Here is a 15,585-nt window from a genome sequence, read left to right on the forward strand (position 1 = left end):
CCTAATCAAATACTGGAGCAAGCAAGGCAATATCCGGATCATTGGGCTGCAACCGCCTCAAAACCATCATCTGAGTTTTGCAACGCCGGCGGCTCCACTCCTCGGGCTTCGAGCCAGTCCAGGGTGTCCTGCCATACGTGCTCCTTTGCATCATCGTGCAAGGCACAATGAGACATACCGTCGTACAGCCTGAACGTCACGTCAGTGCTACCCGTATCAGTAAGCAAGCGCTCGGCTCCGTTTGGCGATACCAGATAATCCTGGCCGCCTTGCAGGACGATCAGCGGCAAGGTGATCTTTTCCATGTTCCGTCGAATATAGGCTGACATCTTCTGCAGATTGGTCACATAACTCGCTGCAAGCGCAGAGTGCGTCATATTTTCTTCTTCCGAAATCTGTGTTCTTAGCGATTCATCAAAGATGGCCTTGCGCCAGATCCAGCGCTCGAACGCGCGCCAGTTCATGGGTAACATCGGAAAATTCGGGGCAACACGGCCTGTCAATCCAGCCGTCCACACAAGGGCATTACCCATGCTGTCCGGAATCCGGAAAGGCAATATTTTGAGGTTCACATACACCGGTGGAGCATTCAGGATGAGCCCCGCCAGATCATCTTCGCCTTGAATACCCGCTTGAAGCGCGATTCCCGCTCCCAGCGATTCCCCTTGAAGGTAGATTCGGCTCTCGGGATACTTTGATCTGACTTCCGCGATGGCATGCTTCAAATCACCGAGGTAGCTGAACTCATCGGCAGAAAATCCACGTCGTCCAAACCCCTGCGACTGCCCCCAGCCTCGCATATCGTAGGCAAACATGGCGTAGCCATTATCAACAAGGTACTCCCCCCAGAAGGCATACACTCCTGAGTGGGCTGCCGTCCCGTGCAGCAATAAAATCACGGCTTTTGGCTCGGAAGATTCAGGTTGCCACCATTGCCCGAACAAGGTCAGGCCGTCGTCGGTTTGAAGCAGTGTCGAATCGGTGACTCCGGGATAAATGCTATACGCATCGCGAAGGGGGCTCTGAGCTGGCTGCGAGGCACATCCAAACATCTGTAAAAGCACAACCAGGAGAAAAATGGTCTGATGTACTTTTGATGCAGGCCCGGTTGGCGTTCTCATCATTATTATTCTCTCGCTTATTCTTGACCTTCATTTGCGGTGCTTGCTACCGCAGCCTGAGACTAATCAAGAAGAGCCGCCAGGTCAGCAACATGAGACGAGCGGGAGAATAATCTGACACTATTTGCCGCCACCTTGTCTCGAATGGCCATAGAGATACGCTCAGGGTGGATGAAAGCAACAGTTGAAGGGCACCTCAGGGTTGGCCTTCTTAGTGCTTTCAAGAATAAGTGCATAGCAACCAAGTACTTTCCTTGTGAAACGTTCATGAGGATGTTCTCGCCGAGTGGTCCCTCTGTTTCCACAACACAAACAAAGCCGGAAACACCAGCAACACCATCAAAAGTGCAGTCAAGGTACCCCCCACCATGGGCGTGGCGATTCGTTTCATCACATCGGCACCAGCGCCATCACTGAACATGACTGGGACCAGTGAGATCATGAGTGTCAGGCTGGTCATCAGCATGGGTCGGATACGCTGTGCGGCGCCCTGTGCGACCGCTTCGCTTAGCCATTCCCCGTTTGATTCAGGCATCCGCTCTTTGGCCTGCTCAAGGGCGCTATCGAGATAATGCAGCATCAGCAAGCCCATCTCGGCCGCGAGCCCGGCCATGGCGATCATTCCCACCCACACTGCCACGCTCAATTTGTAATCAAGAAGGTATAACAACCAGAATGCGCCTATCAGCGCGAATGGCATCGCACTGAGTACAAACAAGGTGTCACTGAGTCGACCGCGATGCATATACAGAAGCAGAAACACGGCTAGCAACGTGCCCGGAACCACCCACAGCAACCGCGCTTTGGCACGCTCGAAGTACTGAAATTGCCCTGCCCAGCTCAGCCGGTAACCGCTCGGCAAGGTTACCTTGTCCGCAACCACGGCCTTGGCTTGTGCCACATAGTCCGGCACGTCCACTGTATTTTTCAGATCCACAAATACGAAACCAACCAGCTGCCCATCCTCGTTACGGATCATTGGCGCACCGGTACGGAAAACGATGTCGGCCACTTCAGTGATTGGAATGGTAGCTCCGGTCACTGTCGGGATCAGTAAACGCTCGAGGTCCGCCACCGATTCCCGGTAGCTGCGGTCATAACGTACCTGGACACGGTAGCGCTCTCGCCCCTCCACCGTCTCAGTGGCGGTCATTCCGCCCATGGCAACCATGAGGATATCTTCCACGTCCTGCACATTCAGCCCATAGCGCGCGGCCGCCTTGCGATCGATATCGAAATCAATGAAGTAGCCTCCAGTGAGTCGTTCCGCAAAGGCGCTGCGCGTCTCAGCCGCAGTACGAGGGTCATCCAGCAGTGCCTTCTCGATGGCCACAGCAGTAGCCTCGATATCATCCAGCTGATCTCCAAACACCTTGATGCCCAGGGTGCTGCGAATGCCTGTCGCGAGCATTTCGGTACGGGTCTGAATGGGCATCCACCAGATATTCGGCATGCCGGGATAACGCAGCTTCTCATCCATTTCGGCAATCAGTTCATCCCAACCTATTCCCTCACGCCACTGGGTACGTGGCTTGAGAGTGATCACCGTTTCGACCATGGACAGCGGTGCGGGATCGGTGGCACTGGTAGACCTCCCTATCTTGCCGAACACGCGCTCCACTTCCGGGAAGGACTTTAGCTGCTGGTCCATACTTTGCAGTACCTTGCCGGCTTCTGTGATCGACATGCCGGGCAAGGCGGTAGGCATGTACAGGATGCTGCCCTCGTTCAGCGGCGGCATGAATTCACTACCCAGCTGACGTGCCACCGGGAGCGTGAGTAGCAACGCCGCGACAGCCAAACCAACCACCGGCCAGCGCCATTGAATACAGTAACGAATCGCCGGCAAAAAGAAGGCCACAAGAGCCCGGTTAACCGGATTGCTCTCGGAGCGAATTCGGCCTCTTATCAACAGTACTGCCAGGGCGGGTATCAGGGTTACGGCCAATATCGCAGCAAAGGCCATGCTGTAGGTCTTGGTATATGCCAGCGGAGAGAAGAGTCGGCCTTCAGTAGCCTGAAGGGAAAACACCGGAACGAAAGACAGGGTAATGATCAACAACGAAAAAAAGATACTGGGCCCCACATCCTGCATCGCTGCGATGATAAGCGCCCTTCGCTTCTCCCCTCTTTCTTGCGCGCCCAGCTTCTTGTGGATGTTATCCACCATCACCACCGCAGCGTCGACCATGGCCCCAATCGCGACAGCGATCCCCCCCAGCGACATGATGTTGGCGGTCAGCCCCTGCTGATAAAGTGGAATAAAGGCCAGCAGGATAGCAATGGGCAAGGTGATACAAGCGACCAGTGCCGAGCGTATATGCAGCAGGAAAGCGAAGATCACCAACGCCACAACAATCATTTCTTCAATGAGGGTATGCCTGAGCGTATCAATTGCCCGCAAGATCAAGTCAGAGCGGTCGTAAGTGGTGACAATTTCCACTCCCTCAGGCAGCCCTGGCTGGACTTCCTGAAGCCGTTTTTTGACCCGCTCAATGACCGACAGTGCATTCTCGCCATAACGCATGACCACGATGCCACCTACGGTCTGCCCTTCCCCATCGAGCTCGGCCAGCCCTCGCTGCATGGCAGGCCCGAGGCTAATGTGGGCAACCTGATCCAGGTGAATTGGAATACGTTGTGAATCCACACCGATCACAACATCGCGTAAATCCTCTGTGGATTTCAGGTATCCCCGGCCTCGAATGAAGTGTTCATGGCCAGCGATTTCCAGTACCCGCCCTCCCACATCGTTGTTTGAGCGGCGAATGGCTTCCACCACCTTGCTGAGGGGAATGTCGAAGCTGGCCAGGCGATCCGGGTCTACATTAACGTGATACTCCTTTTCAAAACCGCCCACCGACGCCACTTCCGCCACGCCCTCCACAGCGGTGAGCCAGTAGCGCAACTTGAAATCCTGCAGGGCACGCAGTTCTGACAAATCATGCTTGCCGCTTTTATCAACCAGGGCGTACTGGAATACCCAACCCACTCCGGTAGCATCCGGGCCCAGCCTTGGGGTGACGCCTTCAGGCAGCTGCTGGCTAGCGGTGTTCAGGTACTCCAGTACCCGCGAGCGGGCCCAGTAAATATCCGTGCCGTCTTCAAAAATGACATAGACAAAGCTGAGACCCATAAAACTCTGGCCACGCACGAAACGCACATCAGGGACGCCCAACAAGGCAGTGGTGAGTGGGTAGGTGATCTGGTCTTCAACCAAATCCGGACTTCGACCGTCCCACTCGGTGAGTACAATGACCTGCGCATCGGATAGATCCGGTATCGCATCCAGCGGGACTTGCACCAGACTTCGCCAACCCCAAATGGAGGCCAGCAATACGAGCACAAGGGTAATGCCCGGATTGTTGGCACATTGAGCAATGAGGCGGGCAATCATACTCGGCGGTGGAGACGGATTCTGTGGATTCACCATTGATCCACCCCCGTTTTCAGTTTGCTTTCGGAGGCGATCAGGAAGGTTCCGGCGGTGACGATGGCATCCCCCTCTTCCAGGCCGTGACGAATCACAATGCGATCGCCGACACGGTAACCTGTGCGTACCCTAACCGGTTTCAGTCGCCCGTCTCCCAGGTCCTTGAAGACGATGCGCTTGTCACCGGACACCAGCAGCGCATCTTCCGGCACCACCACTTGCTCGCCGAGGGGAAGCAACAGATCCACCTGCGCAAACTGGCCTTCCTGGTAGCTACCGCTTTCATTATCCAGCGCCAGGCGCACCCGCGCCGTACGGGTATCTCGCTGCAGAAACGGATCGATATGGGCAACGGTAGCGGTGATCGTGCCTTGGCCGCCGATACGGACATGTGCCTGCTGGCCTACTGCCAACAGCGGCAAGTCCTGCTCATAGGCAAACGCTTCTACCCACAGCGTCGACATATCCGCCAGGCGCAGCAGTGTTTCTCCCCGCTTGATGGCGGAACCTGACACCATGTTCTTCTCAATCACCACGCCAGAAGCCGGAGCCAGGATCGGAAAATAGTCCTGTGCCTTGCCCTGCTTCGCCAGCCATTCCAGTTGCTGGCGGGTCACGCCGGATCGCAGCAACCGCTGGCGGGCCGCCGATAGCAACCGGGCATTACCGCTACGCCGTGCGCGTAGATAGTCTTCCTGAAGGGTCAAAAGCTCGGGACTGTAGACGGTAAACAGCGGCTCCCCCTGTGAGATTGCCTGCCCTTCATCAGTGACATTAACCTCACCAATCCAGGCGTCGAACCGCAGGCTGATATCGGTTAACCGGCTTTCGTCATAGGCAAGCTGCCCCTGCAAACGTATCGGCAGGGACACGACTTCGCGTTTGACCGTATCGGTCCTGACGCCGATGGCCTGACGACGGCCTTCCTCAACGCGAATGCTGCCGCTGTTGATTTCCTCACGGGTGACCGGCACCAGATCCATGCCACAAATGGGACAGGTGCCCGGCGTGGCCGATTTCACCGAGGGGTGCATTGAACAGGTGTGATAAGCCACATCTCCCGCAGGCGTGGCCGTGACCAGCCGAAGCCCTTTTCGGCCGGTGGCCATATCGAAAGTCAGATCCACATGGTTTTCGCCCTGGGCGATATCCACCGCCAAAGGCCATTCCCCGGCCATGGCCAGCTCGAAGCTACCGGCGTAATGTCCCGGAGACACTTCAGTAATGTCTGCCGCAGCATACATGGGAGGCATGGCACCCATGGCCGGCATTTCCCCTACCGCCCTTACCCTTGCGCCACTAAGCGGCTGGCCGTTCTTGTCACGAACCAGAATCTGTAACTGGTTTTCGCCCACCACCGGCTTGCCGGGTGTCACGGTAACGGCAACCAGATAGGGGCCGGCACGGGTAAAATCGTCTTCGCTTATGGCCTGACTGTCAGGCTCAGCAGAACTCCACCACCAGAGCAACAGGGCCAGCCCCACAACCGCTATCTCAACGACCAAAATCGTACGCTTATTCATGGTGGCCACCATTCTCGATGTGGTTTTTGGATTGCCAATCGGATACGAAAACCAGGCCTGCGGCGGCTGTAAGCTGGGCAAAACCGGTACGTTGCTGGTAGTCCGCCTGGGCCTGGTGTTCCTGGGTGATCAGCAATTGCCGTTGGGCAGTGAGAATGCTCTGAAAATCCGCCTCCCCGCTGCGAAAAGCATCCCGGCTGGTCGCCAGATTTTCGCGGGCCAGCGGCATCAGCTCGTTGGCATAGAGTTGCAAGCGCTTGCCGGCTTCCCGGTAATGGCTGGCCGCCTGGGCCAGCTGCTCCCGGATGGCCAGCAGACGGTCACGTTGCTCCCAGTCCAGCGCCTGCTGGTCAGCGCGAAGGGCCTCCTCCTGGCGGCTTCGCCCGCCCTGATCCAGAGGAAGATTGATGCCAACGCCTACCACCCAGCGCTGGTCGTCGTTCATCCACAGGCTGTTGTAGCGGGTCATCAGGGAAAAATTCGGATAGCGCTGTTTCCTGATCCGCTCCAGCTCATGCTGTTTCTGTGATTGCTCCGCTTGTAACGCACGAATTTGCGGCTGCTGTTCCAGCATGGATAACCGCTCGGCTAGCTGCCCATCGGTAATCGTCGGGACCTGATCCTTCTCCAGATCCACAAACACCGTTTCAGCCGGCAAATTCAACGTTTGCCGAATGTGACTGTTGTCCCGCTCCAGCGCAGCTTGCAATTGGATGGCGTTCTCCATGAGCAGGTGCCGCTCATGCTGTGCCTGCAGCAACGCCGAGCGGCTGGCCGTACCGCTTGCATAGCGGTCTTCCAGAGTGCCGATCAACAGCTGCCAGAGTCTCTGGTTTTCCCGGTTGATAGCCAGCCGCTGTCGGCGATATTCCCGGCGCGCCAGCGCCAACCGCAGCTGCCGGGCCAGTTCTACCTGATGGTGAGCGGTCAAGGCCTGAATACTGGCAGTCCGGTCATCGGCCAGTTGGCGATCCAGGTTCAGTGTGCCGGGCCAGGGCAAGGGCTGGCTGAGCTCGACGATATAACCATCGTCGAGTTGATCATTCCCAAAGGTGTTGGGCGCGACACTGACAGACAAGCGGAGATCGTCCAGGCGACCACTGGCTTCGCTTCGGTACTGCGCTGCCTGCTGCCGGGCCGAGAATGCCTGTTGCGTGAGGTTGCAGGTCAGGGCTTGCTTCACCACGCCCTCGGTGGTGGTCGCCAGTTTTACACAGGCCTCGTCTGCCCAGCCGGGCGAGGCAATAACGAGGCCGGCAAGCAGTAGCCACCACCGGGCAAACGGTACGGAAAAAGGGTGTTGCATGGATTGACTCCCAATCCTGACAGGTCGGCACCGAAAGGTTACAAGAAGGCGCCAGCCAAGCCGGTTAAACTCGATTCATCGGGGGAATGCGGTCGCGGTCATTGAGCACGCGAGGAGGAGTCAATCAAACGCGTAGGCGACGGGTTTCAAGCCATGTAAGAGAGCCCGGGTCACCGGGTTTGTCGCGAAAATCGGCAAGGCCAGAGGAGGCTGCAGTCGGTTCAGGGAGTAGACTCAGCGATACCAGCACGAAGGCCAGCAACGCCTCCGGATGATCCGGCAACAGACGAACCTGGAGGATAGAGGCACTGTCATCGTCGCTGCCCTTCAGAGAAAGTGTGCTTTCCAGATCACAGCAACCCCCGTCATCTGCCAGCATGACACCCTCACCATCCGGCATGATCATCTCTTCACAGCAGCAATCAGAGGCCAGCCCACGATGGGATTCCACCATCTGACAAGCAAAAACCGTCTGCACCTGGAACAGGAGGCCCAGAAGGAGCAGATTGATCAGGAGGCTTTTGCCGTTTTTGCTAGGCGACATCATCGTTGTAACAGCGAAGGAGAATGGTTATAGCGTATAGCGAAGCCCCAATAAGCGCAATTTCATCCAAGCCTTCAATCCCAATCAAAGGGCCTCATACCCTCAAGATCAAGCTCTTCTCGGTCGAGTGCAGCCAGCCGCGCTCAAGTCGCTGTGACCGATTATGCCGATGCATTGGATGGGCGTTGATGCTTCACAGTTCGGATGCCCGACGACACTGTAGTCACCATAAAACGGGCGGCACGCACTGCCGCCCACTGCCTTCTACTACTGTTCAACGTCATGACCGAGACACACGCTCCTGGTACTTTCTCGTTTGTTCATTATCCGGCGCGATTCGTTCCTGCGCCCCAACGGCTCTCTTGATCCAGTTACCCAGCTTTTCTGGAAGAGCCTGTTCGATAGTGCCAACCGGGAAGAGCCATTTTGGCATGGTGACCTCAGGATGACCGTGCCGACAGGATGCAACCACTTCATCCGCAATTTCGGAAGGCTTCGCCTTTGGAATCCCGCGAATATTCATGCCTGCGGTGAGCTCTGTCTCGACGGCTGATGGCATAACGGTGGTGATCGTTACCCCTGAACCGGCAATTTCAGCTCGCACAGATCGAGACAGCCCTGCCACCGCAAACTTGCTTGCGGTATAAACCGAAGCCCCCGAGCATGTCATCTTCCCGGCCATTGAAGAGACATTCACAATATGACCATAACTGCGCGCCAGCATTTCGGGGAGCACCAGTCGCATGCCGTTGATTACCCCACCGGTATTGATGGCCATCTCCCGATGTAAAGCTGCAAGATCCAGTTTGACAAACTCACCTGTACGCATGATCCCCGCATTGTTAACCAGCAGATCGATGGGGCCCATTTTGCGGGCTTCGGTCAAAAAGTTCTCAAAGGATTCAGGGTCTGCCACATCAAGTTTGACAGCCTTTGCTCCCGACAGAGTCTTCGCCACAGCCTGTGCTGCATCCAGGTCAATATCACCAATTATGACAATGGCCCCGCGTTCCGCCAGTAACCTTGCCGTAGCCTCACCGATCCCCCTGCCGCCGCCCGTAACACAGGCAACGGCACCATTCAGCGTGATGGACATAAAGGTTTTCTCCTCAACGCTGGTAGGGATAACGAACAGCGAAATACCCTACGATGTCCCATCCGTACTTCCCTTTGTAGAGAACACGGCCGAGGAAAACGTCGGGCACCATTTCCACGATTTCATCGCGCACTTTGGGAAGAATCAGAGGGTTCTTAAACGCGGGTTCGTCATAGGTAATCGCGCGCACCTTCAAATGCGGCGCGACAGGAGAGCGATCGATACGGTGATGGAAATCAAAACCTAACAACTCGTCGCCCTGCTTTTTCAGCTTGTAATGCGGCATCACAATCCTGGTTGGAATGGTTGCTGAACGGGTGATCCTGTTGTAGCCGGTACCCGTTTCAGGGTTGAAGGTTTTGCCTGTCCATCCCATTCCACCCAAAAACTGCCCAACAAGGACAGCACCATTGATGGTTCTCATCAGTGCAGAACCGTGCAAGTTCATCACCATGCCTTCCGTATCGCCATTTGGCGCTTCAGCCTCACCGTTACCTTCCGCAAACAACATGGGCAGGCGGTAAAACTGGCTGGGTTCCTGTAGCTCCTTGAGAAATTCCCAGGCAGCTTGCTTGCCTGCTTCCGGCCTTTTGGTGGTCAACTCCCGTAGTTCCTTCAGTCGTTCCTGGTCAGAAGTGGGGGCGGGAATAGCGGATGCCTGATCTAACGTCACTTGCATGGTTGCTCCTTGTTCTTGATAAGTGTCTTAGAAACACATTATTGGTACAGTGCTGTACCAATAATAGAATTCACCTTGCAAAACCGTCAAGACTGGCTTGTCTGATTTTTATGCTGCTATCATAAGCATCTGAACTAAAAGGGAATTTTAATGAGCGCGCCCCCAACACGTCCGTTTCAGGGCCAGACAGCAGAGAATCGAGTCAAGACTCGACGCAAACAGCTGCTGGATCAGGCTTATCTGATTATCGCCAATGAGGGATGGAGAAAACTCTCCATCCAGAAGCTGTGTGCCGATGCCGGACTCAACAAGCGCTACTTTTATGAGAGCTTTGATAGTCTGGACGCATTAGCTGCGGCCTTGATCGATACGTTGGCCGAAGATCTCATCCATATTGGCCAAAGCGCGGCCCTTTCAGGTTGGCAAGAAGGGATGGAAACACTCCCGCTGGCCCGTCATGTGCTGGACCGCTGTATTGGCTGGATGGTCGAGGAACCTGCACGCGCCCGTCTGCTTTTCTCTTCAGCCTCTGAAAACCCGGAAGCGTTGCTTCAGCGCAAAATGATTATTCGCAAAATGGCCCAAGTCCTCTCTGCTTTCAGTATCCAGTACCACGGCGCGGGTCAGCCACTGCCCATTGCCCATGTGGGCTCCGCGCTCCTGATTGGCGGCACCCTCGAGGCAGTAATGACCTGGCTGGATGACGATGTTGAGGTGTCAAAGGAAGAATTTGTCGAAGATATTGCCAGCTTCTGGGTGGCCGTTGGCGACAGCGCTGTGGCCCTGGCGCGGAGTCGAGGTATCACGCCGCAGCCATAGCAACTACTTCCTCAAACTCTCGTGCATCTCGCTCTAATGCAGCAGATCCTGACACTGATTTTCTGGATTGCTCATTGGTGTGGACAGCCTTAGGCTTTTTGACTGGATAGACACGATGACCAGGAGCGACATCATGAGTCAGGAACAACAGCAAACCCAGTGGATGATTTACGGTGCCAATGGTTATACCGGCGAGTTGATTGCCCGTGAGGCGGTGAAGCGCGGCCTGACTCCCCTGCTCGCCGGCCGCAGTCTCAACAAAGTGACGCCGCTGGCTAAAGAACTGGGACTCAAGGCCGTTGGGTTTAGTCTCGATGATGTGGCCACGGCGTCACAACAGATTCAGGGCATGTCGCTGGTGCTCAATTGTGCCGGCCCCTTTTCTGCTACTGCCGAACCGATGATGAAGGCGTGCATAGCAGCCTCCGCGCACTACCTGGACATTACCGGCGAGATTGCCGTGTTCGAACTGGCGCAGTCACTGGACGACCAGGCCCGCTCTGCCGGCATTGTGCTGTGCCCGGGTGTCGGTTTCGATGTGATTCCCACGGACTGTGTGGCGGCTTCCCTTAAAGCCGCCCTGCCCGATGCGACCCATCTTGCACTGGGCTTTGATTCACGCTCCGGTTTCTCGCCAGGTACCGCCAAGACTTCAGTGGAAGGCCTTGCCCAGGGAGGCAAGGTTCGCCGTGATGGCAAGATCGTCACCGTTCCCCTCGCCTATGAAGTACGTAATATCGATTTCGGCGACGGCGCCAAGGATGCCATGACCATCCCCTGGGGTGATGTCTCCACGGCTTACCACAGCACGGGCATTCCCAATATCGAGGTCTTTATTCCAGGCTCACCACGCATGATCAACGGCGCGAAGCGCGCCAACTACATCCGCCCTATTCTTGGTTTCAACTGGGTTCAGAAGCTGATCAAGGCCCGCATTGAGAAAACCGTAACCGGCCCCGACGAAGCGACTCGCGCCCGCATGCCGACGTTTGTCTGGGGCGAAGCCACCAATGCCCGTGGCGAGAAGAAAACCGCCCGTATCCGAACGGCCAATGGCTACAGCCTGACCATCACCGGATCACTGGCAGTGGTGGAGCACCTGATTAGCAACACTACCACCGGTGGCGCCTATACACCGTCAAAACTGGTAGGAGCGGATCTTGTCAGCCGACTGCCTGAATCCAGCGAGCTGGTTATCAGCTGAATCCGGCATTGGCCAAACCCACAAGGACGTTAAAAAAAGGAAGCATCATGAAAAAAGTCACCTGGACACCCGAAGACATGCCCGCCCTGGACGACAAGATCGTGGTGATTACAGGTGCCAACAGCGGGCTGGGGCTGGAATCAGCTCGGTTGATGGCAGCAAGGGGCGCCCAGATCATCATGGCCTGCCGCTCACAAGAAAAAGCGTCAGCTGCGAAACAGGACATTCTCGATCAGGTACCAGACGCCAAACTCGACATCATGGCGCTGGACCTGGCCAGTCAGAAATCCATTCAATTGTTTGCCGCGCGTTTCAAGCAAAGCTACCCACGGCTGGATATCCTGATGAATAACGCCGGCCTGATGGCGCCGCCACTGTCACACACGGAAGATGGCTTTGAGATGCAGTTTGGCACCAACCACCTGGGCCACTTTGCACTGACGGGGCTGTTGCTCGACCACCTGGAGAAGGCAGACGCACCACGCATCATCACGGTCTCCAGCGTTGCCCACAACGTCGGCAATATCTATTTCGATAATCTCAATGCCGAGAAACGGTATTCCCGCTGGTTCTTCTACGGCCAAAGCAAACTGGCCAACCTGGTGTTCGCCCGTGACTTGCACCGACGATTAAAGGCTGCAGGCTCAAAAATACAGTCGTTTGCCGTGCATCCCGGGTATTCCGATACCAATCTGCAATCCACCAGCGGCGTGAATATCTTTAATCGCTTCTTCGCCCAGCCACAGCACATGGGCTGCTACCCCAGCCTTTATGCAGCCACCTCAGATGAGGTGAGGTCTGGTGAATATTATGGTCCCAACGGCCACTTCGAGCTGGGGGGCTATCCCGCCAAGGCCCGAGTACGCAAGCGCGCCCAAAAAGCCAGGCTGTCTCAAAAACTGTGGAAGGTATCTGAAGAGATGACCGGAGTGGCGTATCTCAGTGGCCTCTGAGCAAGGGACATGCAAGTGACTTAACGGGGCCCTGAGGCCCCGTTTTTCCTAGTTACGATTTTCGTGCAGGAACCGATAAGTGAAATTCAGCTGTACCCGCGGCACTTCCGCACGCTCCCCTGCCTGATTGTCACGCATACCGTAGGACGTCTCCGCGCCATAACTCAGTCGCGGAGTGTGCTGATAGACCAGAGAAAGAGTGCCGTAGCGGCTGCGACGCATGGCGTCATCGGGCAGCCGATCATCGGATTCGATGTCGATCTGACCTGCCACCGATGCCAGGGTCCAGTCCTTGGCTACCTGCCATTCGGCGCCGAGGTAGCCGCCAGTGGTTTCCAGCGCTTCCAGGCCATCTACAAAGACATATCCATCCATGCCTCCATCACCAAACCCGGACAAGTCATTGTAGTAATGCGCAAAGCCTTTGCCCGCACTGGCGCTGGCCAGCAGACGGAGTGATTGACCTGCATTGATGGCACCACTCAGAACGGCGCCGCCAGCCTGCGCAAACTGCTGGTCACCGTTAGCAAGTTCGACCCCGATCTCGCGGGAAACCATGCCCAGGCGGGCATGACCAAAGGAAAGACTCTGCTGCCAGCCAACAATCACATCCGGCCGACGACCCGCAGCGGAACTGTTGTTCTGGGGGTCATAGATCTCGCTGTTGGGATCTTCGATGGCGACAAAGAGGTTATCGCCCTGCCAGCTGACACCAGCCTGACGGGCAAAGATGGCGCTATTTGGACCCTGCGCATCCAGGGTCAGCGGCCAGGCAGCACCATCCAACAACTTGGTGTAGCCATAACCCGCCTGGAAGCCACCACGTTTGTAGTAGAAATCCCGGACACGCAGCTCGTAACTATCAATGCTGCCAAACAGGTCAGCGGCAAACACCACGTGGGGGCCGGACTCGTCCCCTACCCGCACGCCCAGCTGGCTGTTCTTGCCATGGAGGACAAAGTTCTGTTGCTCGTTGTCGCGCATGGGGATCGTACTGGGAATGAGCAATTCATCGAGGCCCGCGTTGCGATCGTCATAAATGGCGTCAACGCTGACCTTGCCAAACACCGCAAGACGAGGGAGGGACAGAGAGCGAGCCGGTTCGCCGGCGATTTCTGCCTTGAGAGAGTCGATCTGATCCTGAAGACGACGGATGTCGGCCTGGGTATTGTCTGCCAGTGCCGGGGTGGACACGCACGCCACCGCTAATGCCGCCATCCAGAAGGTGGATTGCACCCTGGACATTGCATTCTCCTGAAATCTGCCGGATTACGGCAGGAATCTACCAAGTGCTCCGCTATCCCTGGTGTGTCGTTATTGGTTGCCTTGTGGGCGTTTATTCATGCCTGCGGAGCGCGAAAGGCGCGCACTATAATGATGCAGAGGTATACAGGCCATGGGAGAATGCGAACAAGGTTCAAAAGCAGCTATAAAGACGACGGATGGAGTGCAAATTCACGCATTTAAAGGCACTGACAAGACCGGGCGATCTGATTGCGTCGCATTGCGTGACAACAAGAGCATTTGTGGGCAGCGCAGGGGTGAGCTGGAGAAGCGCATCAAACAAACACTGGGAATTGCATCAGTACCCCGCCCTGTACTGACGGCGAAGCGGTGAAGCTGGGACAAAGGAGCTGAGGTAATCTGCCAAACGCAAAAGACCGGGCAGATGCCCGGTCTTCTGGTTTTCGTGGCCGGCATCAAGCAACCGGCCTTAAAGTTAAAATCATTTACTCAAATACCGCATGGCCTTTTCCAGACCTTCCAGCGTCAGCGGGAACATATTGTGTTCCACCAGCTGCTTGATCCACTGGGTGGACGTGGTCATCTGCCAGGCGCGTTGTGGTTCCGGGTTCAGCCACACCACCTTTTCAAAGGTCTCCATGATGCGCTGGAACCAGACTGCACCTGCCTCATCATTCCAGTGCTCAACGCTACCGCCCACGGAATTTACCTCATAGGGACTCATGGCAGCATCACCCACAAAAATCACTTTGTAGTCACTGCCATACTTGTGAAGCACATCCCAAGTGGACAGCTTTTCGTCCCAGCGGCGGCGATTATCCTTCCACACATATTCGTAAACGAAGTTATGGAAGTAGAAATACTCCATGTGCTTGAACTCGACCCGGGCAGCCGAGAACAGCTCTTCACAGATCTTGATGAACGGATCCATGGACCCGCCCACATCAAAGAACAGCAGCACCTTGGCGCGGTTTTCCTGCTCACGACGCATTTTGATATCAAGCAGGCCGGCATTGGCCGCAGTGGATCGAATGGTGTCGTCCAGATCCAGTTCTTCCTGGTTACTGGTACGGGCAAACTTGCGAAGCCGGCGCAGCGCCAGCTTGATGTTGCGGGTGCCCAGTTCGACGGAGTCATCCAGATTGCGGAATTCGCGCTTTTCCCAGACCTTGACCGCCTTCTTGTTACGCGAGGGCCCGGTCATGCGCACGCCTTCAGGGTTGGCTCCATGGCCACCAAACGGACTGGTACCGCCGGTACCTACCCATTTATTACCGCCCTGGTGGCGCTTTTGCTGCTCTTCAAGACGCTTGCGGAGCTCATCGAGAATTTTCTCGAGGCTGCCAAGCCCCTGCAGTTTCTCGAAGTCTTCCTGGCTCAGGTTCTTCTCGAGTTCCTTGCGCAGCCACTCGTCCGGTATCACTTTGCTGAGCCAGTCAGGCTCAAGGGACTCCAGACCTTCAAAATAGCTGGCAAATGCCTGGTCAAAACGGTCGTAGAATTTCTCATCCTTGACCATCACGGCGCGGCTGAGCATGTAGAACTCATCCACTGAACCAAAGGCCACATGGGCCTGCAGTGCGTTGCAGAGATCGAGCAACTCACGCAGGCTCACCGGAACACGGAAACGTCTCAGGCTTTCAAAAAAACCAATCAGCATGG

12 protein-coding genes are annotated in these 15,585 nt (G+C 56.1%); 3 read left to right on the forward strand and 9 right to left on the reverse strand.

Annotated features, from left to right (window positions below; genetic code table 11):
• Positions 1-38 precede the first annotated feature (38 nt).
• From GFN93_RS12095 to GFN93_RS12125, 7 genes are all read right to left on the reverse strand, one after another.
• Positions 39-1,124 (reverse strand): alpha/beta fold hydrolase, encoded by a 1,086-nt coding sequence (locus GFN93_RS12095; protein WP_153501322.1) that lies wholly within the window; start codon positions 1,122-1,124, stop codon positions 39-41.
• A 262-nt stretch (positions 1,125-1,386) separates the two neighbouring features.
• Entirely contained in the window at positions 1,387-4,554 is a 3,168-nt protein-coding gene (locus tag GFN93_RS12100) for an efflux RND transporter permease subunit (RefSeq protein WP_153501323.1), read from the reverse strand.
• The gene (locus tag GFN93_RS12105; protein ID WP_194285797.1) at positions 4,548-6,077 is read right to left on the reverse strand and encodes an efflux RND transporter periplasmic adaptor subunit; all 1,530 of its coding nucleotides are present in this window, start codon (positions 6,075-6,077) and stop codon (positions 4,548-4,550) included. The genes GFN93_RS12100 and GFN93_RS12105 overlap by 7 nt, the downstream gene beginning before the upstream one ends.
• Positions 6,070-7,383, reverse strand: coding sequence for a TolC family protein (locus tag GFN93_RS12110; RefSeq protein ID WP_153501325.1), 1,314 nt, complete (start codon positions 7,381-7,383; stop codon positions 6,070-6,072). Before GFN93_RS12110 ends, GFN93_RS12105 begins: the two co-directional genes overlap by 8 nt.
• Positions 7,384-7,507: 124 nt before the next feature.
• Positions 7,508-7,927: a hypothetical protein gene (locus GFN93_RS12115; RefSeq protein ID WP_153501326.1), complete on the reverse strand. Its 420-nt coding sequence runs from the start codon at positions 7,925-7,927 to the stop codon at positions 7,508-7,510.
• Between the two features lie 280 nt (positions 7,928-8,207).
• Positions 8,208-9,023: an SDR family oxidoreductase gene (locus GFN93_RS12120; RefSeq protein WP_153501327.1), complete on the reverse strand. Its 816-nt coding sequence runs from the start codon at positions 9,021-9,023 to the stop codon at positions 8,208-8,210.
• Between the two features lie 13 nt (positions 9,024-9,036).
• The gene (locus tag GFN93_RS12125) at positions 9,037-9,696 is read right to left on the reverse strand and encodes a hypothetical protein (RefSeq protein WP_153501328.1); all 660 of its coding nucleotides are present in this window, start codon (positions 9,694-9,696) and stop codon (positions 9,037-9,039) included.
• A 156-nt stretch (positions 9,697-9,852) separates the two neighbouring features.
• Here GFN93_RS12125 and GFN93_RS12130 point away from each other — a divergent pair, with 156 nt between their 5' ends.
• From GFN93_RS12130 to GFN93_RS12140, 3 genes are all read left to right on the forward strand, one after another.
• The gene (locus GFN93_RS12130; RefSeq protein ID WP_153501329.1) at positions 9,853-10,521 is read left to right on the forward strand and encodes a TetR/AcrR family transcriptional regulator; all 669 of its coding nucleotides are present in this window, start codon (positions 9,853-9,855) and stop codon (positions 10,519-10,521) included.
• A gap of 133 nt (positions 10,522-10,654) precedes the next feature.
• Entirely contained in the window at positions 10,655-11,725 is a 1,071-nt protein-coding gene (locus GFN93_RS12135; RefSeq protein ID WP_153501330.1) for a saccharopine dehydrogenase family protein, read from the forward strand.
• A 47-nt stretch (positions 11,726-11,772) separates the two neighbouring features.
• A complete protein-coding gene (locus GFN93_RS12140; protein WP_153501331.1) occupies positions 11,773-12,678 on the forward strand; it encodes an oxidoreductase in 906 nt (301 codons plus the stop codon).
• Between the two features lie 48 nt (positions 12,679-12,726).
• On the opposite strand, the gene GFN93_RS12145 is transcribed toward GFN93_RS12140, so the two are convergent.
• Both GFN93_RS12145 and GFN93_RS12150 read right to left on the reverse strand, forming a co-directional pair.
• The gene (locus tag GFN93_RS12145) at positions 12,727-13,923 is read right to left on the reverse strand and encodes a hypothetical protein (RefSeq protein ID WP_153501332.1); all 1,197 of its coding nucleotides are present in this window, start codon (positions 13,921-13,923) and stop codon (positions 12,727-12,729) included.
• A 481-nt stretch (positions 13,924-14,404) separates the two neighbouring features.
• Complete coding sequence (locus GFN93_RS12150; RefSeq protein WP_153501333.1) at positions 14,405-15,583, reverse strand: vWA domain-containing protein; 1,179 nt, start codon at positions 15,581-15,583, stop codon at positions 14,405-14,407.
• Positions 15,584-15,585: the final 2 nt, after the last annotated feature.

Origin of the sequence: Alcanivorax sediminis (genome assembly GCF_009601165.1) — a bacterium.
Lineage (GTDB): Bacteria > Pseudomonadota > Gammaproteobacteria > Pseudomonadales > Alcanivoracaceae > Alcanivorax > Alcanivorax sediminis.